The organism is Acidovorax sp. FW305-C-20-28, assembly GCF_058783375.1.
In genome coordinates, this window is record NZ_JBYSYM010000019.1 from 19,589 (window position 1) to 43,191 (window position 23,603).

Below are 23,603 nucleotides of genomic sequence, written 5' to 3' on the forward strand. Positions count from 1 at the left end.
GGCGATGGCCTACACCGAGCGGCTGCGTGCCAGCGGCGGGTTGCGGGCGAAGTAGCGCGTGATGCCGCGCATCAGCGCATCGGCCAGCTGCACCTGGTAGGCGGGGCTGCGCAGCTTGGCCTCTTCCTCGGGATTGCTGATGAAGGCGGTCTCGACCAGCACGCTCGGGATATCGGGCGCCTTGAGCACGGCAAAGCCGGCTTGCTCCACGCGCGGCTTGTGCAGCTTGGCCATGTTGCCGATCTCGCCCAGCAGCACGCTGCCGAGCTTGAGGCTGTCGTTGATCTGCGCCGTCGTGCTCATGTCCAGCAGCATGCGCTGCACATGGCGGTCCTGGCTCTGCACGTTCAGGCCGCCCACCAGGTCGGCCTGGTTCTCCTTGTTGGCCAGCCAGCGCGCGGCCGTGCTCGATGCGCCGCTCTGGCTCAGCGCGAACACGCTGGCGCCGCGCGCAGCGGGGGTGGTGAAGGCATCGGCATGGATGCTCACGAACAGGTCGGCCTGCACGCGGCGGGCCTTCTCCACGCGCGTGCCCAGGGGCACGAAGAAATCGCCGTCGCGCGTGAGGAAGGCGCGCATGGGGTTGCCGCCCACGGTGGTGGCGTTGATGCGGTCGCGCAGCAGGTGGGCCACGCGCAGCACCACGTCCTTCTCGCGCGTGCCGCCGGGGCCGATGGCGCCGGGGTCCTCACCGCCGTGGCCGGGGTCCAGCGCCACGATGATGATGCGATCGGTCTGCGTGGCCGTGGCCTTGTTGCCGCCTCCTCGGGCCGGCGGTGCCACCGCCACCGCGGGCGGCGCAGGGACCGGATCGGGCGGCGCCAGAGGTGCCTGGGGGGCCGGGCGGTTGGCGTGCTGGGCGATCAGGTCGCCCAGGGGGTCGCTCTCGGCCGAGGGCGGTGCGGGCGCGGGGACGGGAGGGCGCGCCGGCGCGGCCGCCACCGCCGGCGCCGCGCTGCTGCGGCCACCCGAGGTCTCGCGCAGGCGTTCGGCGATCAGGGCCTCCAGCGGGTCCACCGGCGCGGCCGGGTACAGGTCGAACACCAGGCGGTGCTGGTAGGCGGCCACCGGGGGCAGGGTGAACACCTGGGGCAGGGCCGCCTGCTTGAGGTCCACCACCAGGCGCACCACATTGGGCGCGTTCTGGCCGACGCGGATGCCCGCGATGTTCGGGTCGTCGGGCTTGACCTTGGCGACCAGCTCGCGCAGTTCGGGGCTCAGGTCGATGCCCTCGATGTCCACGGCCAGGCGTGGCGGCGTGGTCACGAAGAACTGCTTGGCGACCAGCTTGCCGTCGGACTCGATGGTCACGCGCGTGTATTCGGGGGCGGGCCAGACGCGCACGGCCAGGATGGTGGCGCCGCGGGCAATTTCCTGCATGCCCAGCAAAAGCACCAAACTGCCCGTCTGCAGCAGCGTGCGGCGGGAGGGCTGGCGTGTTGCCGGGCGGGGGGGCAGCTTCATTCGTTCAGAGTCCTTGCAGCAGCCGCTGGCCGGCGGCAGTAGGGGCGTGCACGGTCACTTGCCTTTCGGTGTCGTCAATTGCTTCAATGTGTATAGCAAGGTCGGCAGGCGGGGTCAGCGCTGCGGCCTTTTCCGGCCATTCTGCCACCTTGAGGCCCGGGTTGGCAAAAATGTCCCTGAATCCGGCGTCTTCCCATTCGCGCGGATCGTCGAAGCGGTAGAAGTCGAAGTGCCAGACGGTGCTGGAATGGGGCGCCAGGCCCGGGGCCTCGTGCGGCTCCACCACGGCATAGGTGGGGCTCTTGATGCGGCCCTGCACGCCCAGGGCGCGCAGCAGGTGGCGCACCAGCGTGGTCTTGCCGGCGCCCAGGTCGCCGTGCAGGGTGAGGAAGGCGCTGGCCAGCAACTGCGGCTGGGCAGCCAGCCGCTGCGCGAAGGCGGCGGTATCGTCCTCGCCGTGCCAGCGCCAGGTGCGAGGGCTTTGCCCGGCGGCGCTGGCCGCGGGGCTTTCTACAATCTGGCCGGTATGTGGTGCAACAGTCAACTCGTTCCTCAAATGCAGGAGTGGGCCCGCGAGCTGGGATTTTCCCAAATCGGCGTGGCGGGGGTGGATTTGTCTGCCGCCGAAGACGGTCTGATGCAGTGGCTGGCCCAGGGGTTCCATGGCGAGATGCACTACATGGCCGCGCATGGCACCCGCCGCGCCCGCCCGGCCGAGCTGGTGCCCGGCACCGTGAGCGTGATCACGGCACGCATGGATTATCTGCCGCGCGGCAAGGCCATGGAAGGCTGGCAGGAGGCTGAGCTGTCGCGCCTCACGCGCCCGGGCGAGGCCATCGTCTCGGTCTATGCCCGGGGGCGCGACTACCACAAGGTGCTGCGCGCGCGGCTGCAAAAACTCAGCGACCGCATCGCCGAGGCCGTGGGGCCCTTCGGCCACCGCGTGTTCACCGACTCCGCCCCCGTGCTCGAGGCCGAACTGGCCTCGCGCAGTGGCCAGGGCTGGCGCGGCAAGCACACGCTGGTGCTCAACCGCGAGGCCGGTTCGATGTTCTTCCTGGGCGAGATCTATGTGGACATGCCCCTGCCCGAGAGCGCGCCCGTCACGGCGCACTGCGGCAGCTGCAGCGCCTGCATCGATATCTGCCCCACGCAGGCCATCGTCGCGCCGCACCGGGTCGATGCACGCCGCTGCATCTCCTACCTGACCATCGAGCATGGCGGCCCGATTCCGCTGGAGTTCCGCGCGGCCATGGGCAACCGCATCTATGGCTGCGACGATTGCCAGCTGGCCTGCCCCTGGAACAAGTTCGCGCAGGTGAGCCGCCTGCCCGATTTCGACGAACGCGCCGGCCTGTCGGGCCAGCAGCTGGTGCACCTGTTCGCCTGGGACGAGGCCACCTTCCTGCGCATGACCGAGGGCGGGCCGATCCGTCGCATCGGGCATGAGCGCTGGCTGCGCAACGTCGCCGTGGCCCTGGGCAACGCACTGCGCCTGGGCGGGGATGAGGGCGTGCGCGCGGCGCTGCAGTCGCGCGCCGAGGACGCCAGCCCGCTGGTGCGCGAGCACGTGGCCTGGGCGCTGGCTCAGGCCGCCAGCAGTCCCGCCTCCCGGAGCGTGTCCACCAGCCCTTGAGCGAAACGCTCGTACCCCGCCGCATTCGCATGGATCTGGTCGGAGCGCAGCGCCGCATCGGCCAGCACGCGGGACCATCCCTTGCGGTGCAGGGGGATCTTGAGCTCGCTGGCGATCTCTTCGTACATCGCGTGGTCGCTCAACTGGCCCAGCGTGGCCATGACCGTGAACTCCGGCACGGCCACCAGCAGCACCTGGGCACCGGACGCCCGCGCGTCTTCGCAGATCCGGCGCACATTGGCGCGCGTGGCGCTGGCGCTCTGGCGGCGCAGGAAGTCGTTGCCGCCGATGCCCACGATCACCAGCGCGGGTTGGTGCTTTTGCAGCAGGTCCGGCAGCCGCTGCAGGGCCTGGGCCGAGGTGTCGCCCGAGATGCCGCCATTGACCACCTTCCAGCCAGTCAGGCGCTGCAGCACGGCGGGGTAGGCGCTGTCGGCCGATGCGCCCACCCCCGCGGTCAGCGAATCACCGAGCGCGAGCACCGAGGCCCCGGACGGAATGGCCTGGGCGCGCGGCGGCTTGCGCCCACAGCCTGCCAGTGCCAGCAGGGCGCCTGCTGCCAGCATGCGCCTGCGCGCCAGGGCAGGGGCGCCGTTCACCGCAGTACCCCCAGCGCGAAAGGCAGGCTGACCACCCCGAGCACGGTCGACAAGGTCACCAGCCCGGCCACATAAGGACCGTTGTAGCCCATGCGCGCGGCCAGCACATAGCAGGTGCTGGCCGTGGGCAGGGCCGAGAAGGCCAGCAGCACCGTGGTCTGCACGGGGTTGAGGCCGAACAGCCGGCCCATGCCGAAGGCGATCACGGGCAGCACCAGGTGGCGGATGGCCAGCACCGAGACGCTCAGCGCCTTGCCGCGCGTGAGCAGGCCGAACTGCATGCCCGCGCCTGCTGCCATCAGCCCCAGGGCCAGGGAGGCCGCGCTGATGCGCGTGACGGTGGGCTCGATCCAGCCCGGGATGCGAAAGCCCAGCAGGTTGGCCACCAGGCCCGTCACGGTGGCCACGATCAGCGGGTTGCGCACCAGCTCGCGCAAGAAGCCATGCTCGCCCTGGCGCGCCATGGGCCAGACGGCCGCCACGTTGAACAGCGGCACGCACACGCCGATCAGCACGGCGATCATCAACAGGCCCTGGGCGCCCGCGAGCCGCTCGGCAATGGCCAGGCCGATGAAGGAATTGAAGCGAAACGCGATCTGCGCACTGGCCGCGTGGTCGCGCAGGTCCAGGTGCTTGCCCAGCACCGGCCAGCGCGGCAGGCTGTAGGCCAGCGCGATGCCGGCCACGCCGGTGAGCATGCCCGCGGCGATCAGGCCCGAGGCGGCGCCGATGTCCACCGGGCTCTTGACGATGGACTGGAACAGCAGCACCGGGAACAGCAGGTAGTACACCAGGCTCTCGACCGGCTGCCACACCGAGCGGTTCAGCGGGGTGAAGCGGCACACCAGATAACCGCACAGGATCAAGGAGAAATCGGGGAGCAGGAGCTGGGCATAGTTCACCATTCGAGGATAAACCAAGCTGTGGCTGCCTGCGGGTAAGCCCCTATGTGGAATCCATAGGGGGCGTGCCCGGCATTGCGCATACCATTGGCTACCACCAAGTAAACCACCATCAGGAGAAATCAATGCAACGTCGCCAATGGCTCGCGCTGACGCTGGTGGCTGCCGCAGGATCTGCCGCAGCCCAGGGCTACCCCAACAAGGTCATCAAGCTGCAGGTGCCCTTTGCCCCTGGCGGCACCACCGACATCATCGCGCGCGTGATCGCCGACCCGCTGGGCAAGGCCCTGGGCCAGAGCGTGATCGTGGAGAACAAGGCTGGTGGCGGCGGCATCGTGGGGGCCAGCGAGACCGCACGTTCGGCGCCCGATGGCTACACCCTGGGCGTGGCCACGGTGTCCACCACGGCGGCCAATCCCGCCATCAACCCCAAGACGCCGTACAACCCGATCACGGATTTCACACCCATCATCAACATCGCGGCCACGCCCAACATCATCGCGGTGCACCCGAGCTTTCCGGCCAAGGACTACAAGGCCTATGTGGCCGAGCTCAAGAAGTCGCCGGGCAAGTACTCGTACTCGTCGTCGGGCACGGGCGGCATCGGCCACCTGCAGATGGAGCTGTACAAGAGCCTCTCGGGCACCTTCGTGACGCACATCCCCTACCGCGGCGCAGGCCCGGCGCTCAACGACACGGTGGCCGGCCAGGTGCCGATGATCTTCGACAACCTGCCCTCGGCACTGCCCTTCATCAAGGAAAACCGCCTGGTGCCCATCGTGGTCGCGGCACCCCAGCGTGTGGCGGCCCTGCCCAATGTGCCCACGTTCAAGGAAATGGGCCTCGAGCCCGTGAACCGCATGGCCTACTACGGCATCCTGGGCCCCAAGGGCCTGCCCAAGGAGGTGGTGGACAAGGTCAACGCCGCCGTGCGCAAGGCCCTGGAAGACCCGGCCGTGAAGAAGCGCATCGAGGACACCGGCTCCATCGTGATCGGCAACACGCCCGAGCAGTTCGCCGAGCAGATAAAGGCCGAGTTCGCTGTCTACAAGGACGTGGTCGCCAAGCAGAAGCTGTCGCTGGAATAAGCGCTGCAGACCTGTCCCGCACAAGAGCCGCCCGGAGTCCGGGCGGCTTTTTTACGTGCTATCGTTTTTCCATGCTCACCACCAGCCTGAATGCGATCGATACCTTCGTGGATGCCCTGTGGCTGGAGGACGGCCTGTCGCGCAACACCCTGGCCGCCTACCGGCGCGATCTCACGCTGTATGCGCAGTGGCTGGCCGAGCACCATGCCGAACTGGCCCTCGATGGCACGGCCGAGCAGCACCTGCAGGACTATTTCGCCGCGCGCCACGCCGAGACCCGTGCCACCTCGGCCAACCGGCGCCTCACGGTGCTCAGGCGCTACTTCCATTGGGCGCTGCGCGAGCGCCGCATCCATGCCGACCCCACCGTGCGCCTGCAGGCGGCGCGCCAGCCCCTGCGCGTGCCCAAGACCCTGTCGCAGGCCCAGGTCGAGGCCCTGCTGGCCGCACCCGACATCGGCAACCCGCTGGGCCTGCGCGACCGCACCATGCTGGAGCTGATGTACGCCAGCGGCTTGCGCGTGACCGAGCTGGTCACCCTCAAGACCTTCCAGCTGGGGCTCGCCGAAGGCGTGCTGCGCGTCACCGGCAAGGGCAGCAAGGAGCGCCTCGTGCCCTTTGGCGAGGAGGCGCGCCAGTGGCTGCAGCGCTACCTGGCCGAGGCGCGCGGCACCATCCTCGGGGGGCAGCAGACTGATGACCTGTTCGTGACCCAGCGCGGTGCCGGCATGACGCGGGTGATGTTCTGGGTCATCGTGAAGAAATGGGCGGCCGTGGCGGGCATCACCACGCCGCTGTCGCCGCACACGTTGCGCCATGCCTTCGCCACGCACCTGCTCAACCACGGTGCCGACCTGCGCGTGGTGCAGCTGCTGCTCGGGCACGCCGACATCTCCACGACCACCATCTACACCCACGTGGCGCGCGAGCGGCTCAAGGCCCTGCACGCGCAGCACCACCCGCGTGGCTGATGCATCCAGCGATCCACACACCAAGAAGGAGACAACGCATGAAGAAGCCCCTGATCGCAGCGCTGCTGCTGGCCAGCGCCGGCCTGGCACTGGCCCAGGCCTGGCCCGCCGCCAAACCCATCCGCCTGGTCGTGGGCTACCCGCCGGGTGGCGGCATCGACTTCGCGGCACGCACGGTCCAGACCCCGCTGCAGGAAGCCCTCAAGCAGCAGATCGTGGTGGACTACAAGCCCGGCGCGGGCGGCCTGCTGGCCGCTGGCGAACTGGTGCGCGCGCAGCCCGACGGCTACACCATCCTGCTGGCCAATACCGGGCCCTTCGCCATCGCGCCGTACCTGCAGCGCAAGCTGCCCTACGACCCGCTCAAGCAGTTCACCTACATCGGCCAGATCAGCCAGGGCAGCTACATCGCCGTGACCTACCCGGCCCACCCTGCCAAGGACCTGAAGGAATGGGTCACCTGGGCGCGCGCCAACGCCGGCAAGGTCAACTTCGCATCGGGCGGGGCGGGCACCTCCACCCACCTCAACGGCGAGCTCATGAACCAGGCCATCGGCATGGACATCACCCATGTGCCCTACAAGGGCAGTGCCCCGGCCCTGCAGGAGCTGATCGGCGGACAGACGCAGCTGCTGATCGACGCCGGCACGGTGCTGCTGCCGCAGATCAAGGGCGGCAAGCTCAAGGCCCTGGCTGTCACCGGTGCGCAGCGTGACCCGCAGCTGCCCGATGTGCCCACCGTGCGCGAGCTGGGCCTGGGCGCCATGGAGTCCGTGGGCTTCCAGGGCCTGGTCGGCCCGGCCGGCATGCCGCGCGAGGTGGTCGACAGGCTCTCGGCCGAACTGGCCAAGGTGCTGGCGCAGCCGGATATCCAGGCCAAGTTCGCGACCGCCGGGGCCCAGGTGCACCCCCTCGGCCCTGCGGAGTTCACGGCATTCGTGAAAGGCGAAAATGACAAATGGGCCAAGCTGATACGCGAGCGCAAGCTGCAGCTGGACTGACAGACGACAACAGGAAATGAAGACGATGGCAATCGAGAACACGGTGGATGGAGGCCGGCGCGCTGCGCTGGCCATGGCGGCATGCGGGGTGGCGGCGGCAGCGCTGGTCCCTGGCCTGGCACGGGCCCAGGCGCCCGCCTGGCCCACGCGGCCGGTGCGCATCGTGGTGGCCTACCCGGCGGGCGGCGTGAGCGATGTGGTGGCGCGCCTGCTGGCCGACAAGCTGGCGCCCGCGCTGGGCCAGCCCGTGGTGATCGAGAACAAGGCCGGGGCCAGCGGCAGCATCGGCATGGATGCGGTCGCCAAGGCCACGGACGGCCACACCCTGGGCTTTGCGGCCATCAGCCCGCTGGCGCTCAATCCGCACCTCGGTGCCTCGCCGTTCGACCCGGCCAAGGACATCGTGCCCGTGGCCACCGTGATGTACTCGCCCGTGCTGCTGCTGGGCACGCCGGCCAGCAGCGCGCGCGATTTCCGTGACCTGCTGGCCCAGGCCAAGGCCAAGCCGGGCAGCATCCGCTGGGCCACCTCGGGCCAGGCCTCGCTCGGCCACATCATGCTCGAGCAGGTCATGCACACCGCCGGCGTGCAGATGACCCACATTCCCTACAAGGGCGGTGGCCAGCAGATGAACGATGCGCTCAGCGGCCAGTTCGAGATCCTGTCCACCAATGCCGGGCCGGCCGTACTGCAGCACATCAAGGCCGGCAAGCTCAAGGCCCTGGCCGTGGGCGCGCCCGACCGGCTCGACACCCTGCCCGACGTGCCCACACTGGCCGAGCTGGGCCAGGGCGCGGCCAACCTGTCCTCGCTGTTCGGGGTGTTCGCGCCCGCGGGCATGCCGGCGGCCGTGGTGGCCCGGCTCAATGCCGAGATCAACAAGGTGCTGGCCCTGCCCGACGTGCGCGCCAAGCTCGATGCCTCCGACAACGTGCCCCTGGGCGGTACGGCGGCCGACTTCGGCAAGCGCATCGCCGCGGAATCCGAGGCCAACCTGCGCATCATCCGCGCAGCGGGCATCAAGGGCCAATGACGAGCTGACCACGCTGGAATGACAAAGGGGAGCCGAGGCTCCCCTTTCTTGTGCTCCGCGCAGGCTCAGTCAGCGTTCAAGCTTTCGGCCCAGGTCAGCGCCTGCAGGTGGGCCCAGTTGACCTGGCGGTTCGACAGGTGCAGGGCCTCGGCCGTGCGCGCGAACACCACTTCGTCGCCGCTCTCGCAGGCCTTGGTCAGCTCCAGGAAGGGGGCGAACACGCCGGTGTTGTGCAGCAGCGCGTCGGTCACGGGCTGGGGCAGGGCCACGGATTCCAGGGCCTTCTCGATGGGCACGTTGAGCATGGTGTCCAGCAGCGAGAACACCCCCACGACGAAGGCGTTGTCGCATTCCTCGGGCGGCAGCAGTTCGGTGGCCAGCAGCTCCATCAGGCGGCCGCGCACCACGGCGGTCTGGCCCACGGCCGGCGGCGAGCCATCGGCGCGCGAGGTGGTCATGAGCAGGGCGGCCCAGCGGAACAGCTTCTTCAGGCCCAGGATCATCACCGCGTGGCGGAACGAGGTGATCTCGCACGACAGGCCGAAGCCCGAGGAGTTGATGAAGCGCAGCAGGTTGAAGGACAGCGTGGGGTCCTTCTTGAGCAGGTCCTCGATCTCGGCCGTGCTGGCCTGCTTGCGCACCAGGTTGATGAGCTGGATGATGGTGGCCTGCGAGGGCCGGATGGTGGTGGCCTTGACCAGCGAAGGCTTGGCGAACCAGAAACCCTGGAACAGCTTCACGCCCAGGTCGGACATCATCTTGAACTGCTCGGGCGTCTCCACCTTCTCGGCCACCAGCGTGGCCTTGGCGTAGTTGCCGGCGAACTTGACCAGGGGGGCGGCCAGCTCGGGCTTGAAGGCCTGCATGTCGAGCTTGATGTAGGCCGCCAGCGGCATCCAGTTGGCATAGGCGCGGCGCAGCGCATTCTGGTTGAACGCCAGGCGAAAGCCGCGGGTGCGCAAGGCTTCGAGCACGGGCACGCGGCCGTCGATCTCTTCCTGGGTCGCGTTGTCGGGCAGCGGGGGCACCTCCAGCACCACCTTTTCGGGGTGGATCAGCTCCAGGTGACCGCCGGCCAGGCTGTCGTGCGTGCAGTTGATGAAGACTGTCTTCTTGCCGACCAGGGCTTCGGTGCCCGCGTAGGACAGGGCGTTGAACAGCAGGGCGGCGTCGCTGGCTGCCGTGTGCGAGGCGCTAGCGGTGGAGCGGTCGAACAGCTCGTAGCCATACACGGCACGGTGCTGGTCCACGATGGGCTGGCGCGCAATGATGGCCAGGTTGCTGTCTTCGACGTTCTCCTGGGTCGGGTCGACTTCGGAGGCGGCTTGTTCAGGGGTGGTCGACATGGGCGCTTGGATAGGAATAGGCAATGGAAGCTACGGGTCAGATTCTAGACCCGCTGTCGCAATCCTTCTGTATGCAAATTGCACGCCATTCCTTCGTGGGGGTCAATCTCAATCCTCGGTCAGCTGATCGGCCCAGGCGAGGGCCTGCAGGTGGGCCAGGTTGATCTGCTGGCTGGTCAGGTGCAGGGTGCCGGCGGCGCGGTGGAACACGGCGTCGTCGCTCGACTCGCAGGCTTCGGCCAGGGTCAGCAGGTCGCCGAGGAAGCCCTCGCGGCGCAGCAGCGCGGCGGCGGAGGTCTCGGGCACGTTGAGCAGGCCGATGGCCGATTCCATGGGGATGGACAGCATCACATCCAGCAGCGAGAAGATGCCCACGACGAAGGCCTGGTCGGCTTCGTCAGGCGGCAGCGTCTCCAGCGCCAGCAGCTCCATCAGGCGGCCCCGCACCACGGCCGTCTGGCCCACGGAAGAGGGCGCGCCGCTGGTGCGCGAGGCCGTGAGCAGCAGGGCGGCCCAGCGGAAGAGCTTTTTCAGGCCCATGAGCATCACCGCCTGGCGGAAGGAGGTGATCTCGCGGTTCATGCCGAAGCCGGCCGAGTTGATCAGTCGCATGAGGTTGAAGGCCAGGCCCGCATCCTTCTTGAGCACTTCCTCGATTTCGTCGGTGCTGGCCTGCTGGCGCACCAGGTTGATCAGCTGGATGATGCTGCTTTGCGCCGGCGTGAGCAGCTTGGCCTCGACCAGGGCCGGGCGCGCGAACCAGTAGCCCTGGAACATCTGCACGCCCTGGGTGGAGACCATGTCGTACTGCTGGGCGGTTTCCACCTTCTCGGCGATGAGTTCGGCCTGGGAGTGGCGTCCAGCGTAGCTGATCAGCACCGCCAGCTGGTCCGCAGCCAGCACCGAGAGGTCGAGCTTGATGTAGTCGGCCAGCGGCAGCCAGGGGGCGTAGGTCGACTGCAGCACCGTGTGGTTGAACGCCAGGTGAAAGCCCCGCTCGCGCAGCCCCGAGAGGATGGGCAGGCGCGCCTGCACCTCGTCGGCGGCCGCGTGGCCCAGGGGCGGGATCTCCAGCACCACCTTGTCCGGGTCGAGCAGCTCCAGGTGGCCGCCCGAGAGGCTTTCGTGCGTGCAGTTCACGAAGATCAGCTTCTTGCCCACGAGCTCTTCGGTGCCCGCATGCGAGAGGGCATTGAAGATCAGGATCACGTCGCTGGCCGCCGTGTGGGAGGTCTCGGTGCGCGAGCGGTTGAACAGCTCGTAGCCGACCACGACCTGCTGGCCATTGACGATGGCCTGGCGCGCGATCATTGCCACGGACGTCTGGCCAGCGGCTGTGCTGGCGGGGTAGGTTCTTCCATTGGCAGGATGGGTGGACATGGATCGTGGATGCGTTGGCTGGACATGGGGGACGAAAGGGCTCGGGTCATTCTAGAGCGAGTCATCAGGCATCTCGGTTGTCCGCAGCGCTGCGTGCTGCCCGCAGGGCATGAAACTGGCGCGGCCAAAGCCAGTGCCCCCGTGCAAGGGCCGCCCCGCCGCACTGGGGGCGTCCCCCTCCCGACTCGCGCAGCGAGTCGAGAGAGGGGGAAGGCGCGAAGCGACTCAGGGGGTGTTTCATGTCAGCCCTGCTGCAGCCACGCGAGCTCGGCATCGGTGAAACCGGCCGCGCGGCGCGCTGTGTCGTTGAAGGGGGGCTTCAGGCGGGGCGCCTCGTACTGGCGCACCAGCACGCCGTAATGGGCCTCGGGCTCCAGCCCCTGGCGCGTGCACAGCCAGCGGTACCAGTGGTTGCCGATGGCCACATGGCCGACCTCGTCGCGCAGGATCACGTCCAGGATGTCCACGGCCGCCAGGGCATCGGGCGTGCCCACCTGGCGCAGCTTGCGCTGGATCTGGGGCGTGGCATCCAGGCCGCGCGCCTCCAGCGTGCGCGGCACCAGGGCCATGCGCGCCACGACATCGTGCTGCGTCTTCTCGCACATGGTCCACAGGCCCTGGTGGGCCGGGAAGTCGCCGTAGTCGTGGCCGTGGGCGCGCAGGTGGTCGCGCAGCAGGCCGAAGTGGGTGGCTTCCTCGGCGGCCACGCGCAGCCAGTCGAGGTAGTAGGCGCCGGGCATGCCGTCGAAGCGCCAGATGGCGTCGAGCGCCAGGTTGATGGCGTTGAACTCGATGTGGGCAATCGCATGCAGCAGGATGGCCCGGCCTTCGGGCGTGGCCGGGGAGCGGCGTGCCACTTCGGTATGGCGCAGCAGCACCGGGCACTCGGGGCGGCCTGGCAGAACCAGGGGATCCGAGGGGCCGAGAGGGGCTTTTTCTGCTATTGAAAGATGAGCTGCCTGCGCGTGCAGGCTCAGCGACTGCGCCGCTTTTTGCTCAGGGTCTGCAAGGCACAAGACCTGCAGTGCACGTTGGCGTAGCTCCATCCTTACAATTCTAGGCCCTGCCTTTGCGCAACGCTGCAAACGCTTTGTAACCATTGGCAGGCACCCCGGTGCGAACACTACTACTCATTTGTCTGGAGACTGCGGTATGGCGATTTACGAACTCGATGGTGCAACGCCCCAGGTGGCGGCTTCGGCCTGGGTGGCCGACAGCGCCCAGGTCATGGGCAACGTGGTGCTGGGCGAGGACGCGAGCGTCTGGTTCGGCACCGTGGTGCGCGGCGACACGGAAAGCATCACCATCGGTGCCGGCTCCAACATCCAGGATGCCAGCGTGCTGCACGCCGACATCGGCAAGCCCCTGGTGGTGGGCGAGCGCGTGACCGTGGGCCACCAGGTCATGCTGCACGGCTGCACCATCGGTGACGAGTCGCTGATCGGCATCGGCGCCATCGTGCTCAACGGTGCCAAGATCGGCAAGCACTGCCTGGTGGGCGCGGGCGCCCTGGTGACCGAAGGCAAGGAGTTTCCCGACGGCTCCATGATCATCGGCAGCCCTGCCAAGGCCGTGCGCGAGCTGAGCCCCGAGCAGATCGAGGGCCTGCGCCAGAGCGCGCAGCACTACATCGACAACGCACGCCGCTTCCAGCGCGGCCTGCACCGGGTCGGCTGAGCGGCCGTGCCCGACTTTTTCAACGGAACCCCATTGCGTGTCTGAACTCCACAAATTCCTCTTCGAGGGCCTGCCCGTGCGCGGCATGCTCGTGCGCCTGACCGACGCCTGGACCGAGATACTGCGCCGGCGCGCCGGCAACTCGGCCACCGGCTCCTACCCCGCCCCCGTCACCGAGCTGCTCGGCGAGATGGCGGCGGCCGGCGTGCTGATGCAGTCGAACATCAAGTTCAATGGCGCGCTGGTGCTGCAGGTGTTCGGCGACGGGCCGGTGAAGCTGGCCGTGGCCGAGGTGCAGTCCGACCTCTCGCTGCGGGCGACCGCCACCATCACGGGCGAAGTGCCGGAGGGCGCGCGCCTGAGCCAGATGGTCAACGTGTCCGGTGGCGGGCGCTGCGCCATCACGCTGGACCCCAAGAACCGCCACCCCGGCCAGCAGCCCTACCAGGGCGTGGTGCCGCTGCACGGCGACCACCACGAAAAGCTCGAACGCCTGTCGGACGTGTTGCAGCACTACATGCTGCAGTCCGAGCAGCTCGACACCGTGCTGGTGCTGGGTGCCAATGACCAGGTGGCGGCCGGCCTGCTGATCCAGCGCATGCCCGTCAAGGGCGAGGGCAACCTGGCCGAGGGCCTGAGCCACCGCGAGAACGAGGACCAGATCGGCCACAACGAGGACTACAACCGCATTGCCCACCTGGCCGCCAGCCTGACGCGCGAGGAACTGCTGAGCCTGGACGTGGACACCATCCTGCGCCGCCTGTTCTGGGAAGAAAAGCTCGTGCGCTTCGAGCCCCAGCAGGGCGAGACGGGCCCGCGCTTTGCCTGCACCTGCAGCCGCGAGCGCGTAGGCAACATGCTGCGCAACCTGGGCGCGGCCGAGTCCGAAAGCATCCTGGCCGAGCGCGGCGAGATCGAAGTGGGCTGCGAATTCTGCGGCCAGCAATACCGCTTCGATGCGGTGGATGCGGCGCAGATCTTCGTGGAGCCGGCCATCATCCAGCCGCAGGCCCCCACGGGCATCCAATAAACAACCTGCGGTGGCCGCATAGCCACACATGGTGTGGCTGGGTATCTGACCATCGTTGACAATCGCGACCGCCGCGCAACGCGCTGCGGGCCTACCATGAAGGCCTGTACCAAAGGTCTGTCATGGGGTTTCTAAGTCGCGTCATGGGCCTGTCGGCCCGCAACCGGGGAGTGCCACCGCTGGCGCTGTACGAGAGCTCGCTCGCGCCGGACTCGCGGCGCCCCGACACGTTGCTCGCCGTGCTCGACCTGGATGCAGCCATCAATGCCCATGAGCGCTGGAAAGAGCGCCTGATGGACTACCTCGAAGGTCGCTCGGCCAAGGGGCTGGACCCGGCCATGGTGCGCCGCACCGACCAGGACGCCCTGGGCCGCTGGCTGCACGGCGTGGGCGCCGAACTGCTGGGCGATCGCCCGGCCTTCACCCTGCTGGTGGCGCGCCACCAGTATTTCCATGAACAGGCCGCCACCATCGTCGAGCTGGCGCAGCAGGGCGAGTGGCCCCGTGTGGTGCAGGTGCTCAATGGCGGATACCGCCACGGATCCAGCCAGGTGGTGCTGCTGCTCAAGGAGCTCAAGCGCGGTCTGGCGCAGGAGGCCGGGTCAGCGCAGTGAACAGCCGGTGCTCGCACACCGGGTCGCTGCATTTTTCACAGCCGTAGGCGCGCAGCCGGGCCGCCCGGATCTCGCGGTGGGCCGTGGCCTCATCCACCGCAGATGTGCCGCCCAGCACCGAGCCGAGCGCACGCAGCGCGCTGCGCAGGCGGGCCGGCCCGGCGGGCCCGTACACGACGCGGTAGCCGATGGCGGCGGCGCTGAGTGCCGTCCGCAACTGCGCGTCGGCGGCGTGCCGTGCCTTCTGGTCCGCGGTGGAGCAGGGCAGGTCCAACCCCATGAGCAGGGTCATCGCCGCGGAGCGGTGTGCATCGAGAGCGGCGGATTGCGCCTGCGCGTCGCCGGTTTGCAGCGCGTCCATGAGCGCGGAATGCGCGAGGTGCAAGGCAAGGGGGGTGGTCGCCAGGTGTGCCGCCAGGGCGTCGGCAAGCGCCTGGGCGCCGGTGCCGGGCGCGCCCAGCAGCAGGATTCTGGACGTCACGGCGGGGTCGGTGGGGCACCCGCTCAGCGCGGCGTGAACTGCACGTAGATCTCGTTGGGCCGCACCATGCCCAGCTCGCTGCGTGCCTTTTCCTCGACCATGTCCAGGCCCTCCTTGAGGTCGTGCACCTCGGAGGTCAGGCGCTCATTGGCCGCCTGGGCCTGGGCATTGGCGGCCTTTTGCACGTCGATCTGGCGCTGCATGGCGTTCACGCGCGGCAGGCTGCCGCGCCCCAACCAGAGCTGGGCGTGCACGGCCGCCAGCAGGGCCAGCAGCACGACGGGAACAAGGCGGTTGACCATGCTTTAGCTTACCAGCCGTGCGACCCGGGCCGCAGCGCCACCCCGGCAGGGGCGGGCGGCGCGCGACGGGGCGGGCGGCCGGGCTGGCATGCGCAGAGGGATCAGCGCAGGTTGTAGAACGCAGCGCGGCCGGGGTAGTGTGCGATGTCGCCCAGGTCTTCCTCGATGCGCAGCAGCTGGTTGTACTTGGCGATGCGGTCCGAACGCGACAGCGAGCCGGTCTTGATCTGGCCGGCGTTGGTGCCCACTGCGATGTCGGCGATGGTGCTGTCCTCGGTCTCGCCCGAGCGGTGCGAGATCACGGCGGTGTAGCCGGCGCGCTTGGCCATCTCGATGGCGGCGAAGGTCTCGGTCAGCGTGCCGATCTGGTTGATCTTGATCAGGATCGAGTTGGCGATCTGCTTGTCGATGCCTTCCTTGAGGATCTTGGTGTTGGTCACGAACAGGTCGTCACCTACCAGCTGCACGTTCTTGCCCAGGCGCTCGGTCAGGATCTTCCAGCCGTCCCAGTCGCCTTCGTGCATGCCGTCTTCGATGCTGATGATGGGGTACTTGTCGCACCACGATGCCAGCATGTCGGTCCACTGCGTGGCCGTGAGCTTCAGGCCGCCTTCGCCTTCCAGCACGTAGTGGCCGTCCTTGTAGAACTCGCTGGCGGCGCAGTCCAGGCCCAGGGCGATCTGCTCGCCTGCGGTGTAGCCGGCGGCTTCGATGGCCTGCAGGATCAGCACGATGGCCGCTTCATGGTTCTCGACGCTGGGGGCAAAGCCGCCCTCGTCGCCCACGGCGGTGCTGATGCCCTTGTCGTGCAGGATCTTCTTCAGGGCGTGGAACACCTCGGCGCCCCAGCGCAGGGCTTCGCGGAAGGTGGGGGCGCCCACGGGGATGATCATGAACTCCTGCAGGTCCAGGCTGTTGTTGGCGTGCGCGCCGCCGTTGATCACGTTCATCATGGGCACGGGCAGCTGCATGCTGCCCATGCCGCCCAGGTAGCGGTACAGCGGCAGGCCGGACTCTTCGGCGGCGGCGCGGGCCACGGCCATGGAGACGGCCAGCATGGCGTTGGCGCCCAGGCGGCTCTTGTTGTCGGTGCCATCGAGGTCGATCAGCGTCTTGTCCAGGAAGGCCTGCTCGGAGGCATCCAGGCCCAGCACGGCTTCGGAGATCTCGGTGTTGATGTGCTCCACCGCCTTGAGCACGCCCTTGCCCAGGTAGCGGCTCTTGTCGCCGTCGCGCAGCTCGATGGCTTCGCGGCTGCCGGTGGACGCGCCCGAGGGCACGGCCGCGCGGCCCATCACGCCCGATTCCAGCAGCACGTCGCATTCGACGGTGGGGTTGCCGCGGCTGTCCAGCACTTCGCGGCCTACGATGTCAACAATGGCACTCATGATCTTCCTTGAGGGTTTTTGAAATTCAGCAGGACGGGCAGGGTGCGGGTGGCGGGGTGCCGGGGCCGCTGCTGCCGCGGGTCGGTCGCGATTCTATGCTACCGATTTGATAGTGTTCGGGGCTTGGGCGGTACGTACCGGGTACGTATTGCAGCCTTCGCCGGTCAACCGGTGGGTTACACACCCTCCACGCAGACCATGCGCATGATGGCGGCGCCTTCGCGCGCGGCCTTGGCCTTCTGGTACTCGGGGGTGTCGTAGAAGGCGCGGGCCGCCTCGAAACTCGGAAACTTGAGGATCACGGTGCGGCCGGGGTTCCAGTCGCCTTCCAGCACCTCGACCTTGCCGCCGCGCACGCAGACTTCGGCGCCGTGCGCCTGCATGGCGATGGTGCTCCACTTGCGGTACTCCTCGTACTGCGTGGGGTTGGTGACGGTGACGGATGCGATGACGTAACCACTGCTCATGATGTCTCAGGCTCCAAAGTTGTTTTCGAGGAATCCGTTCTTCTTGGTGATGCCGTCCAGGGCCACCAGGGTCTCCAGCAGCGCCTTCATGTGCTTGAGCGGCACGGCGTTGGGGCCGTCGGACAGGGCCTTGGCCGGGTCCGGGTGGGTTTCCATGAACAAACCGGCCACGCCCACGGCCACAGCCGCGCGTGCCAGCACCGGCACCATCTCGCGCTGGCCGCCGCTGCTGGTGCCGTTGCCGCCAGGCAGCTGCACCGAGTGCGTGGCATCGAACACCACGGGCGCACCGGTCTCGCGCATGATGGACAGGCTGCGCATGTCCGACACCAGGTTGTTGTAGCCGAAGCTCGCGCCGCGCTCGCAGGCCATGAAGCTGTCCTCGGGCAGGCCGGCTTCCTTGGCGGCAGCACGGGCCTTGTCGATCACGTTCTTCATGTCGTGCGGCGCGAGGAACTGGCCCTTCTTGATGTTCACCGGCTTGCCCGACTGCGCCACGGCGCGGATGAAGTCGGTCTGGCGGCACAGGAAGGCGGGCGTCTGCAGCACGTCGACCACCTTGGCGGCCTCGGTGATGTCGTCCTCGGTGTGCACATCGGTGAGCACCGGCACGGAGAGGTCCTTGCGGATCTTGGCCAGGATTTCCAGGCCTTTTTCGCGGCCCGGGCCCCGGAAGCTCGTGCCCGAGGAGCGGTTGGCCTTGTCGAAGCTGCTCTTGAAGATGAACGGGATGCCCAGGCTGCCCGTGATCTCCTTGAGCTGCCCGGCCACGTCCATCTGCAGTTGCTCGGACTCGATCACGCAGGGGCCTGCGATGAGGAAGAAGCGCTGGTCAAGGCCAACGTCGAAGCCGCAGAGTTTCATGGCAGGGTCTCTTCTTTTTCGTGGTGTGTGTGCCGTCAGGCCGCCTTGGCAGGCTGCTGCAGGCTTTTCTGGTGCTCCACCGCCGCCTTGATGAAGGCGTTGAACAGCGGGTGGCCGTTCCAGGGGGTGGACTTGAACTCGGGGTGGAACTGCACGCCGATGAACCAGGGGTGCACGCTCTTGGGCAGCTCGACGATCTCGGTGAGCTGCTCGCGCTGCGTCAGGGCCGAGATCACCAGGCCCGCTTGGCGCAGCTGGTCCAGGTAGTTCACGTTGGCTTCGTAGCGGTGGCGGTGGCGCTCGGTCACGATGTTGCCGTAGATCTCGTGCGCCAGCGTGCCGGCCGACACGTCCGAGCTCTGCGCGCCCAGGCGCATGGTGCCGCCCATGTCGGAGTTCTCGTCGCGCTGCTTGATGGTGCCGTCGGCGTCCTTCCACTCGGTGATCAGGGCGATCACGGGGTGGGGCGTGGCGGGCTCGAACTCGGTGCTGTTGGCGTCCTTGAGGCCGGCCACATGGCGTGCGTACTCGATGGTGGCGACCTGCATGCCCAGGCAGATGCCCAGGTAGGGCACGTGCTGCTCACGGGCGAAGCGGGCGGTGCTGATCTTGCCTTCCACGCCGCGCGCACCGAAGCCGCCGGGCACCAGGATGGCGTCGTACTTGGCGAGCTTCTCGGCCGCGTCGTCGGCGTTGATGGTTTCGGAGTCCACATGCTCGATCTTCACGCGCACGTGGTTCTTCATGCCGGCGTGGCGCAGCGCCTCGTTCACCGACTTGTAGCTGTCCGACAGGTCCACGTACTTGCCCACCATGGCGATGGTCACTTCGCCCTGCGGGTGCTCGGTCTCATAGACCAGCTGGTCCCAGCGCTTGAGGCTGGTGGGCGGGGTGTTCAGGCGCAGCTTGTCGCAGATCAGGCCGTCCAGCCCCTGCTCGTGCAGCATGCGCGGCACCTTGTAGATGGTGTCCACGTCCCACATGCTGATCACGCCCCACTCGGGCACGTTGGTGAACAGCGAGATCTTGCTGCGCTCGTCCTCGGGCATGCGGCGGTCGGCGCGGCACAGCAGTGCGTCGGGCTGGATGCCGATCTTGCGCAGCTCCTGCACCGTGTGCTGCGTGGGCTTGGTCTTGAGCTCGCCGGCCGCGGCGATCCAGGGCACGTAGGTCAGGTGCACGAAGGCGGCGTTGTTCGGGCCGAGTTTCAAGCTCAGCTGGCGCACGGCCTCCAGGAAGGGCAGGGACTCGATGTCGCCCACGGTACCGCCCACTTCCACGATGGCCACGTCCACCGCGTCGTCGGTGCCGACACCGGCGCCGCGCTTGATGTATTCCTGGATCTCGTTGGTGACGTGCGGGATCACCTGCACCGTCTTGCCCAGGTAGTCGCCGCGGCGCTCCTTCTCCAGCACGCTCTGGTAGATGCGGCCGGTGGTGAAGTTGTTGGTCTTTTTCATGCGCGTTTCGATGAAACGCTCATAGTGGCCCAGGTCGAGGTCGGTTTCGGCGCCGTCGTCCGTCACGAACACTTCGCCGTGCTGGAACGGGGACATGGTGCCCGGGTCCACGTTGATGTACGGGTCGAGCTTGATGAGGGTGACTTTGAGGCCCCGCGATTCGAGGATCGCGGCAAGGGAGGCTGAGGCGATTCCCTTGCCCAGGGAAGACACCACACCGCCGGTGACGAAGACAAATTTGGTCATGTCTTTTTTGGTGGTGGGAAATTGGGATTATAGATGCCCGCCCGGCGCCGGCCCCCGCCAAGGTCTTTTGCGGCTGCCCTGCAGGTGGACTCCGGTCTGCTAAATTCGCGCCCATGAATGAGCTTGCTGGCAAACACATTGTTCTGGGGTTGAGCGGCGGCGTGGCCTGCTACAAGGCGGCCGACCTGTGCCGCCAGCTCATCAAGGAGGGCGCCACCGTGCAGGTGGTGATGACCGAGGCCGCGGAGCAGTTCATCACCCCGGTGACCATGCAGGCCCTGTCGGGGCGGCCGGTGTACGGTTCGCAGTGGGATGCGCGCGAGCCCAACAACATGCCCCACATCAACCTGAGCCGCGAGGCCGACGCCATCCTGATCGCGCCCTGCAGTGCCGACTTCATCGCCCGCCTGGTGCAGGGCCGGGCCGACGAGCTGCTCAGCCTGCTGTGCCTGGCCCGCCCCATGGACCGCGTGCCCCTGCTGCTGGCCCCGGCCATGAACCGCGAGATGTGGGCCCACCCCGCCACCCAGCGCAACCTGGCCCAGGTGGCGAAGGATGGCGCCCGCGTGCTGGGCGTGGGCAATGGCGACCAGGCCTGCGGCGAGACCGGCGATGGCCGCATGCTCGAACCCCTGGAGCTGCTGGACGAGCTGATCGCCTTCTTCGCGCCCAAGCCGCTGGCCGGGCGCAAGGTGCTGATCACGGCGGGGCCCACCTTCGAGGCCATCGACCCGGTGCGCGGCATCACCAACCTCTCCAGCGGCAAGATGGGCTTTGCCGTGGCCCGCGCAGCGCGCGAGGCCGGGGCCGAGGTGACCCTGGTCGCCGGGCCGGTGCACCTGCCCACGCCGCGCGGCGTGCAGCGGGTCAACGTGCAGTCGGCCCAGCAGATGCTGGCCGCGGTGATGGCGCTGGCGCCCAGTTCGTCCGTGTTCGTTGCCACGGCCGCCGTGGCCGACTGGCGCCCGGCCACCCAGGCCGGTGAAAAGATCAAGAAGGACGGCTCGGGCCAGACCCCGACCCTGGCCTTTGTCGAGAACCCCGACATCCTGGCCACCGTGGCGCAGCTGCCCGAGGCGCAGTCGGGTGCACTCTATTGCGTGGGTTTTGCGGCCGAAAGCCACGACCTGCTGGCCCATGCCACGGCCAAGCGCCTGCGCAAGAAAATCCCGCTGCTGGTGGGCAATATCGGCCCGGCCACCTTCGGCCAGGACGACAATGCCCTGCTGCTGGTGGACGAGCACGGCCACCGCGAACTGCCCCTGGCGTCCAAGCGCTCGCTGGCGCAGGGCCTGGTTGCCGAGATCGCTGCACGCCTGCCGGTGCGGCGGGCTTGAGCATTCTTTTGGCCTATCCATCCTCCGCAGGAGTTCCCATGACGATGCATTCGATCAAGCCCGAATGGGACACCCCGCCCAACGGTGACTTCGCGAGCTATGTGGAGCGCCTGAGCGCCCAGCAGGCCCTGCAGGACGGGCGCACGCAGGCCGCGCACTCCGCCCAGGTGGCGCACCCGGGCGGTGCCGCCCCCGGGTCTGCGCAGGCGGCTGCGCGCCGAGGGGGCGCCAGCCCCGTGTCGCCGGCCGTGGCCTTGCCGCCCGAGTTGCTGCAGATGGCGGCGCCGTTCATCGGCATGCTGCGCATTGCGCGCACCCTGCTGGCCGTGGTGGCTGCGGTGCATGCGCTCACGCTGCTGATGGCGGGCCAGGGCTCGTGGTTCGGGCTGGCGGTGATGGCCGGCCTGTGGTGGTTCATGGGCATCGTGATCCATGCCGCGTCGGCGGGCACCGTGGTGGTGCCCCAACCCGCGGCCGTGAAGGAGCGCCAGCGGCCAACAGGCCCGCAGCGCAAGACAGGAAACAAGAAGTGAAGATTGACGTCAAGATTCTCGATCCGCGCATGGCGGACCAATTGCCCACCTATGCCACCCCCGGCAGCGCCGGGCTCGACCTCCGGGCCTGCCTGGATGCGCCGCTCACGCTCGAACCCAATGCCTGGCAGCTGGTGCCCACGGGCATTTCCATCTACCTCAAGGACCCGGGCTACGCCGCGCTGATCCTGCCGCGTTCGGGCCTGGGCCACAAGCACGGCATCGTGCTGGGCAACCTCGTGGGCCTGATCGACAGCGACTACCAGGGCCAGCTCATGGTGAGCGCCTGGAACCGCAGCAGCACAGCCTTCACGCTCGAGCCCATGGAGCGCCTGGCGCAACTGGTCATCGTGCCCGTGGTGCAGGCGCAGTTCAACGTGGTCACGGAATTCCCGGCCACCGAGCGTGGCGAGGGCGGTTACGGCTCCACTGGCAAAGGCTGATCTGTAAGCGTCGGCACAAACGCTTACGGGCACCTTGCTGGATTTTCTATCCTGTAGGTGAGCACTGACGTCACCGGAGTGCGCAGCCTGACGCAGCCATCGGCTGCCAGATGGCGTGGCGGGCGCATCCCCGGTGCTTCAATCTCACCATTGCCTGGCAGTGCACGCAGCGGACCCCGCAGCGGTCTGCCCGGCGAGATTCATTCCAGGAGATTTGCCATGACCACCAAGATCACCCGCATCGCCACCCTGACCGGCTCCCTCGTGCTGATCGCCAGCCTTGCCGCCTGCGGCGCGCCTCCCCGTTCGGAGGAATACTATGCCGGCGGCGGCTATACCACCACCACGGTGAGGCCCGCACCGGTCTACCAGAGTTCCGTCGTGACCGAATTCGGCCGCGTGGCCAATATCGAGACCACGCAGACCCAGGGCTCGGGCCGCACCTCGGGTGCCGGCGCCGTGATCGGTGCGGTGGTGGGCGGCGTGCTGGGCAATGCCGTGGGCGGTGGCACGGGCCGTGCCGCTGCGACCGCGGTGGGTGTCCTGGGTGGTGCCGTGGCCGGCAACGCCGTGGAGCGCCGCAACAACAGCGGTGAGTACGTGGGCTACCGTGTGTCCATCCAGTTGGACCAGGGCGGCTACCGCGCCTATGACGTGCCCTCGCCGGGCGACCTGCGCATCGGCGACCGCGTGCGCATGATGGACGGCCAGATCCAGCGCATCTAAATAAACGCTTCCTCATGCAAAACGGGCCCTTTCGAGGGCCCGCTTTTTTGGGGGGGAGGATCAGTGCAGCAGGTCGTTGCCGGGTGCCTGCGGCTGGATGCGGAAAAAGCCCGTGCCGGCCGTGCCGCGCCCGATCTCGTCCTCGGTGGCCTCGCGCACGGCCTGCACCTTCAGTTGCAGGCGCAGGGCAATGCCGGCCAGCGGGTGGTTGCCGTCCAGCACCACATGCTCGGGGTAGATCTCGGCCACGGTGTAGAGCGCATCGCGCGGCGCATCGGGGTTCACCCCTGCAGGCAGGGCGGCTCCGTCGAAGGTCATGCCTTCCTCGATCTCGGGCGGGAACAGCGAGCGCGGCTCCAGGAACAGCAATTGGTCGTTGAAGTCGCCAAAGGCATCCTCGGGCTCCAGGTGCAGTGCCACCGAGGCACCTGCGCTGTGGCCTTGCAGGGCCTCCTCGATGCGGGGCAGCAGGTCATCGCCGCCGACCAGGAACTCCACCGGCTCGTCGAGCACGTCGAGTTCCTCGCCCAGGGTGTCCTTGAGGATCCAGGTCAAAGCGACCACACATTGTTCGGTAATTTCCATAGGAGAATTGTCGCAGTTTGACCAACCGCC

General features: G+C 68.1%; 26 protein-coding genes. 12 read left to right on the forward strand and 14 right to left on the reverse strand.

Annotation, left to right across the window (positions count from 1 at the left end; all coding sequences use genetic code 11):
• Positions 1 to 9: 9 nt before the first annotated feature.
• On the reverse strand, positions 10 to 1,464 hold the full coding sequence (locus AC3WOH_RS20920; RefSeq protein ID WP_492231255.1) for an N-acetylmuramoyl-L-alanine amidase: 1,455 nt from the start codon (positions 1,462 to 1,464) through the stop codon (positions 10 to 12).
• A gap of 4 nt (positions 1,465 to 1,468) precedes the next feature.
• Entirely contained in the window at positions 1,469 to 2,008 is a 540-nt protein-coding gene (gene tsaE, locus AC3WOH_RS20925) for a tRNA (adenosine(37)-N6)-threonylcarbamoyltransferase complex ATPase subunit type 1 TsaE (protein ID WP_492231256.1), read from the reverse strand.
• Positions 2,009 to 2,020: 12 nt separating this feature from the next.
• Here tsaE and queG point away from each other — a divergent pair, with 12 nt between their 5' ends.
• The gene (queG, locus tag AC3WOH_RS20930) at positions 2,021 to 3,100 is read left to right on the forward strand and encodes a tRNA epoxyqueuosine(34) reductase QueG (protein ID WP_492231257.1); all 1,080 of its coding nucleotides are present in this window, start codon (positions 2,021 to 2,023) and stop codon (positions 3,098 to 3,100) included.
• Here the strand turns inward: queG and AC3WOH_RS20935 are convergent.
• Together AC3WOH_RS20935 and AC3WOH_RS20940 are read right to left on the reverse strand one after the other, a co-directional pair.
• Positions 3,052 to 3,666 (reverse strand): GDSL-type esterase/lipase family protein, encoded by a 615-nt coding sequence (locus tag AC3WOH_RS20935; RefSeq protein WP_492231355.1) that lies wholly within the window; start codon positions 3,664 to 3,666, stop codon positions 3,052 to 3,054. The two genes, queG and AC3WOH_RS20935, sit on opposite strands and share 49 nt — an antisense overlap.
• Before the next feature lie 29 nt (positions 3,667 to 3,695).
• Positions 3,696 to 4,604, reverse strand: coding sequence for an AEC family transporter (locus tag AC3WOH_RS20940; protein WP_492231258.1), 909 nt, complete (start codon positions 4,602 to 4,604; stop codon positions 3,696 to 3,698).
• A gap of 122 nt (positions 4,605 to 4,726) precedes the next feature.
• Here AC3WOH_RS20940 and AC3WOH_RS20945 point away from each other — a divergent pair, with 122 nt between their 5' ends.
• The 4 genes from AC3WOH_RS20945 (at position 4,727) to AC3WOH_RS20960 (ending at position 8,694) form a co-directional block, all read left to right on the forward strand.
• Positions 4,727 to 5,689: a tripartite tricarboxylate transporter substrate binding protein BugE gene (locus AC3WOH_RS20945; RefSeq protein WP_492231259.1), complete on the forward strand. Its 963-nt coding sequence runs from the start codon at positions 4,727 to 4,729 to the stop codon at positions 5,687 to 5,689.
• A gap of 71 nt (positions 5,690 to 5,760) precedes the next feature.
• Entirely contained in the window at positions 5,761 to 6,660 is a 900-nt protein-coding gene (xerD, locus tag AC3WOH_RS20950) for a site-specific tyrosine recombinase XerD (protein ID WP_492231260.1), read from the forward strand.
• A 38-nt stretch (positions 6,661 to 6,698) separates the two neighbouring features.
• Positions 6,699 to 7,661, forward strand: coding sequence for a Bug family tripartite tricarboxylate transporter substrate binding protein (locus AC3WOH_RS20955; RefSeq protein ID WP_492231261.1), 963 nt, complete (start codon positions 6,699 to 6,701; stop codon positions 7,659 to 7,661).
• 16 nt (positions 7,662 to 7,677) lie between these two features.
• The gene (locus tag AC3WOH_RS20960) at positions 7,678 to 8,694 is read left to right on the forward strand and encodes a Bug family tripartite tricarboxylate transporter substrate binding protein (RefSeq protein ID WP_492231262.1); all 1,017 of its coding nucleotides are present in this window, start codon (positions 7,678 to 7,680) and stop codon (positions 8,692 to 8,694) included.
• Between the two features lie 65 nt (positions 8,695 to 8,759).
• Here AC3WOH_RS20960 and AC3WOH_RS20965 read toward each other — a convergent pair whose 3' ends face one another.
• From AC3WOH_RS20965 to AC3WOH_RS20975, 3 genes are all read right to left on the reverse strand, one after another.
• Complete coding sequence (locus tag AC3WOH_RS20965; RefSeq protein WP_492231263.1) at positions 8,760 to 10,040, reverse strand: EAL and HDOD domain-containing protein; 1,281 nt, start codon at positions 10,038 to 10,040, stop codon at positions 8,760 to 8,762.
• A gap of 108 nt (positions 10,041 to 10,148) precedes the next feature.
• The gene (locus AC3WOH_RS20970; RefSeq protein WP_492231264.1) at positions 10,149 to 11,420 is read right to left on the reverse strand and encodes an EAL and HDOD domain-containing protein; all 1,272 of its coding nucleotides are present in this window, start codon (positions 11,418 to 11,420) and stop codon (positions 10,149 to 10,151) included.
• Positions 11,421 to 11,662: 242 nt separating this feature from the next.
• A complete protein-coding gene (locus AC3WOH_RS20975) occupies positions 11,663 to 12,466 on the reverse strand; it encodes a ferritin-like domain-containing protein (RefSeq protein ID WP_492231265.1) in 804 nt (267 codons plus the stop codon).
• Positions 12,467 to 12,572: 106 nt separating this feature from the next.
• Between AC3WOH_RS20975 and AC3WOH_RS20980 the strand changes: the two genes are divergently transcribed.
• From AC3WOH_RS20980 to AC3WOH_RS20990, 3 genes are all read left to right on the forward strand, one after another.
• Entirely contained in the window at positions 12,573 to 13,097 is a 525-nt protein-coding gene (locus AC3WOH_RS20980) for a gamma carbonic anhydrase family protein (RefSeq protein ID WP_184858404.1), read from the forward strand.
• Between the two features lie 37 nt (positions 13,098 to 13,134).
• A complete protein-coding gene (gene hslO, locus AC3WOH_RS20985; RefSeq protein ID WP_492231266.1) occupies positions 13,135 to 14,127 on the forward strand; it encodes an Hsp33 family molecular chaperone HslO in 993 nt (330 codons plus the stop codon).
• 122 nt (positions 14,128 to 14,249) lie between these two features.
• Positions 14,250 to 14,741 carry a CZB domain-containing protein gene (locus AC3WOH_RS20990; RefSeq protein WP_492231267.1) on the forward strand — a complete coding sequence of 164 codons (492 nt, stop codon included), beginning with the start codon at positions 14,250 to 14,252 and terminating at the stop codon, positions 14,739 to 14,741.
• Here AC3WOH_RS20990 and AC3WOH_RS20995 read toward each other — a convergent pair.
• From AC3WOH_RS20995 to pyrG, 6 genes are all read right to left on the reverse strand, one after another.
• Positions 14,701 to 15,222, reverse strand: coding sequence for a hypothetical protein (locus AC3WOH_RS20995; protein WP_492231268.1), 522 nt, complete (start codon positions 15,220 to 15,222; stop codon positions 14,701 to 14,703). The genes AC3WOH_RS20990 and AC3WOH_RS20995 overlap by 41 nt on opposite strands.
• A gap of 23 nt (positions 15,223 to 15,245) precedes the next feature.
• Positions 15,246 to 15,524 carry a septum formation initiator family protein gene (locus AC3WOH_RS21000; RefSeq protein WP_184858412.1) on the reverse strand — a complete coding sequence of 93 codons (279 nt, stop codon included), beginning with the start codon at positions 15,522 to 15,524 and terminating at the stop codon, positions 15,246 to 15,248.
• 101 nt (positions 15,525 to 15,625) lie between these two features.
• Positions 15,626 to 16,912 (reverse strand): phosphopyruvate hydratase, encoded by a 1,287-nt coding sequence (gene eno, locus AC3WOH_RS21005; RefSeq protein WP_492231269.1) that lies wholly within the window; start codon positions 16,910 to 16,912, stop codon positions 15,626 to 15,628.
• 176 nt (positions 16,913 to 17,088) lie between these two features.
• The gene (locus AC3WOH_RS21010; protein WP_007859228.1) at positions 17,089 to 17,379 is read right to left on the reverse strand and encodes a DUF1330 domain-containing protein; all 291 of its coding nucleotides are present in this window, start codon (positions 17,377 to 17,379) and stop codon (positions 17,089 to 17,091) included.
• Between the two features lie 6 nt (positions 17,380 to 17,385).
• A complete protein-coding gene (kdsA, locus tag AC3WOH_RS21015; RefSeq protein ID WP_492231270.1) occupies positions 17,386 to 18,243 on the reverse strand; it encodes a 3-deoxy-8-phosphooctulonate synthase in 858 nt (285 codons plus the stop codon).
• Positions 18,244 to 18,278: 35 nt separating this feature from the next.
• Complete coding sequence (gene pyrG / locus AC3WOH_RS21020) at positions 18,279 to 19,949, reverse strand: CTP synthase (RefSeq protein WP_492231271.1); 1,671 nt, start codon at positions 19,947 to 19,949, stop codon at positions 18,279 to 18,281.
• Between the two features lie 113 nt (positions 19,950 to 20,062).
• On the opposite strand from pyrG, the gene coaBC reads away from it, so the two are divergent.
• The 4 genes from coaBC to AC3WOH_RS21040 all read left to right on the forward strand — a co-directional run bounded on the left by coaBC (position 20,063) and on the right by AC3WOH_RS21040 (position 22,988).
• Complete coding sequence (gene coaBC / locus AC3WOH_RS21025; protein WP_492231272.1) at positions 20,063 to 21,286, forward strand: bifunctional phosphopantothenoylcysteine decarboxylase/phosphopantothenate--cysteine ligase CoaBC; 1,224 nt, start codon at positions 20,063 to 20,065, stop codon at positions 21,284 to 21,286.
• A 38-nt stretch (positions 21,287 to 21,324) separates the two neighbouring features.
• Positions 21,325 to 21,819, forward strand: coding sequence for a hypothetical protein (locus AC3WOH_RS21030; protein ID WP_492231273.1), 495 nt, complete (start codon positions 21,325 to 21,327; stop codon positions 21,817 to 21,819).
• Positions 21,816 to 22,262 (forward strand): dUTP diphosphatase, encoded by a 447-nt coding sequence (dut, locus tag AC3WOH_RS21035; protein WP_492231274.1) that lies wholly within the window; start codon positions 21,816 to 21,818, stop codon positions 22,260 to 22,262. Before AC3WOH_RS21030 ends, dut begins: the two co-directional genes overlap by 4 nt.
• Positions 22,263 to 22,481: 219 nt before the next feature.
• Positions 22,482 to 22,988 (forward strand): outer membrane lipoprotein, encoded by a 507-nt coding sequence (locus AC3WOH_RS21040; protein ID WP_492231275.1) that lies wholly within the window; start codon positions 22,482 to 22,484, stop codon positions 22,986 to 22,988.
• Positions 22,989 to 23,048: 60 nt separating this feature from the next.
• On the opposite strand, the gene AC3WOH_RS21045 is transcribed toward AC3WOH_RS21040, so the two are convergent.
• Positions 23,049 to 23,573 carry an FKBP-type peptidyl-prolyl cis-trans isomerase gene (locus AC3WOH_RS21045; RefSeq protein ID WP_492231276.1) on the reverse strand — a complete coding sequence of 175 codons (525 nt, stop codon included), beginning with the start codon at positions 23,571 to 23,573 and terminating at the stop codon, positions 23,049 to 23,051.
• Positions 23,574 to 23,603 lie beyond the last annotated feature (30 nt).

What these genes read in the sequence shown, in the direction of transcription:
- AC3WOH_RS20920 (WP_492231255.1), bottom strand. Translation starts at nt 1,464, where the DNA reads ATGAAGCTGCCCCCCCGCCCGGCAACACGCCAGCCCTCCCGCCGCACG.
- queG (WP_492231257.1), top strand. Translation starts at nt 2,021, where the DNA reads ATGCAGGAGTGGGCCCGCGAGCTGGGATTTTCCCAAATCGGCGTGGCG.
- AC3WOH_RS20935 (WP_492231355.1), bottom strand. Translation starts at nt 3,666, where the DNA reads ATGCTGGCAGCAGGCGCCCTGCTGGCACTGGCAGGCTGTGGGCGCAAG.
- AC3WOH_RS20940 (WP_492231258.1), bottom strand. Translation starts at nt 4,604, where the DNA reads ATGGTGAACTATGCCCAGCTCCTGCTCCCCGATTTCTCCTTGATCCTG.
- AC3WOH_RS20945 (WP_492231259.1), top strand. Translation starts at nt 4,727, where the DNA reads ATGCAACGTCGCCAATGGCTCGCGCTGACGCTGGTGGCTGCCGCAGGA.
- xerD (WP_492231260.1), top strand. Translation starts at nt 5,761, where the DNA reads ATGCTCACCACCAGCCTGAATGCGATCGATACCTTCGTGGATGCCCTG.
- AC3WOH_RS20955 (WP_492231261.1), top strand. Translation starts at nt 6,699, where the DNA reads ATGAAGAAGCCCCTGATCGCAGCGCTGCTGCTGGCCAGCGCCGGCCTG.
- AC3WOH_RS20960 (WP_492231262.1), top strand. Translation starts at nt 7,678, where the DNA reads ATGAAGACGATGGCAATCGAGAACACGGTGGATGGAGGCCGGCGCGCT.
- AC3WOH_RS20965 (WP_492231263.1), bottom strand. Translation starts at nt 10,040, where the DNA reads ATGTCGACCACCCCTGAACAAGCCGCCTCCGAAGTCGACCCGACCCAG.
- AC3WOH_RS20970 (WP_492231264.1), bottom strand. Translation starts at nt 11,420, where the DNA reads ATGTCCACCCATCCTGCCAATGGAAGAACCTACCCCGCCAGCACAGCC.
- AC3WOH_RS20975 (WP_492231265.1), bottom strand. Translation starts at nt 12,466, where the DNA reads ATGGAGCTACGCCAACGTGCACTGCAGGTCTTGTGCCTTGCAGACCCT.
- AC3WOH_RS20980 (WP_184858404.1), top strand. Translation starts at nt 12,573, where the DNA reads ATGGCGATTTACGAACTCGATGGTGCAACGCCCCAGGTGGCGGCTTCG.
- AC3WOH_RS20990 (WP_492231267.1), top strand. Translation starts at nt 14,250, where the DNA reads ATGGGGTTTCTAAGTCGCGTCATGGGCCTGTCGGCCCGCAACCGGGGA.
- AC3WOH_RS21000 (WP_184858412.1), bottom strand. Translation starts at nt 15,524, where the DNA reads ATGGTCAACCGCCTTGTTCCCGTCGTGCTGCTGGCCCTGCTGGCGGCC.
- eno (WP_492231269.1), bottom strand. Translation starts at nt 16,912, where the DNA reads ATGAGTGCCATTGTTGACATCGTAGGCCGCGAAGTGCTGGACAGCCGC.
- AC3WOH_RS21010 (WP_007859228.1), bottom strand. Translation starts at nt 17,379, where the DNA reads ATGAGCAGTGGTTACGTCATCGCATCCGTCACCGTCACCAACCCCACG.
- kdsA (WP_492231270.1), bottom strand. Translation starts at nt 18,243, where the DNA reads ATGAAACTCTGCGGCTTCGACGTTGGCCTTGACCAGCGCTTCTTCCTC.
- pyrG (WP_492231271.1), bottom strand. Translation starts at nt 19,949, where the DNA reads ATGACCAAATTTGTCTTCGTCACCGGCGGTGTGGTGTCTTCCCTGGGC.
- coaBC (WP_492231272.1), top strand. Translation starts at nt 20,063, where the DNA reads ATGAATGAGCTTGCTGGCAAACACATTGTTCTGGGGTTGAGCGGCGGC.
- AC3WOH_RS21030 (WP_492231273.1), top strand. Translation starts at nt 21,325, where the DNA reads ATGACGATGCATTCGATCAAGCCCGAATGGGACACCCCGCCCAACGGT.
- AC3WOH_RS21040 (WP_492231275.1), top strand. Translation starts at nt 22,482, where the DNA reads ATGACCACCAAGATCACCCGCATCGCCACCCTGACCGGCTCCCTCGTG.
- AC3WOH_RS21045 (WP_492231276.1), bottom strand. Translation starts at nt 23,573, where the DNA reads ATGGAAATTACCGAACAATGTGTGGTCGCTTTGACCTGGATCCTCAAG.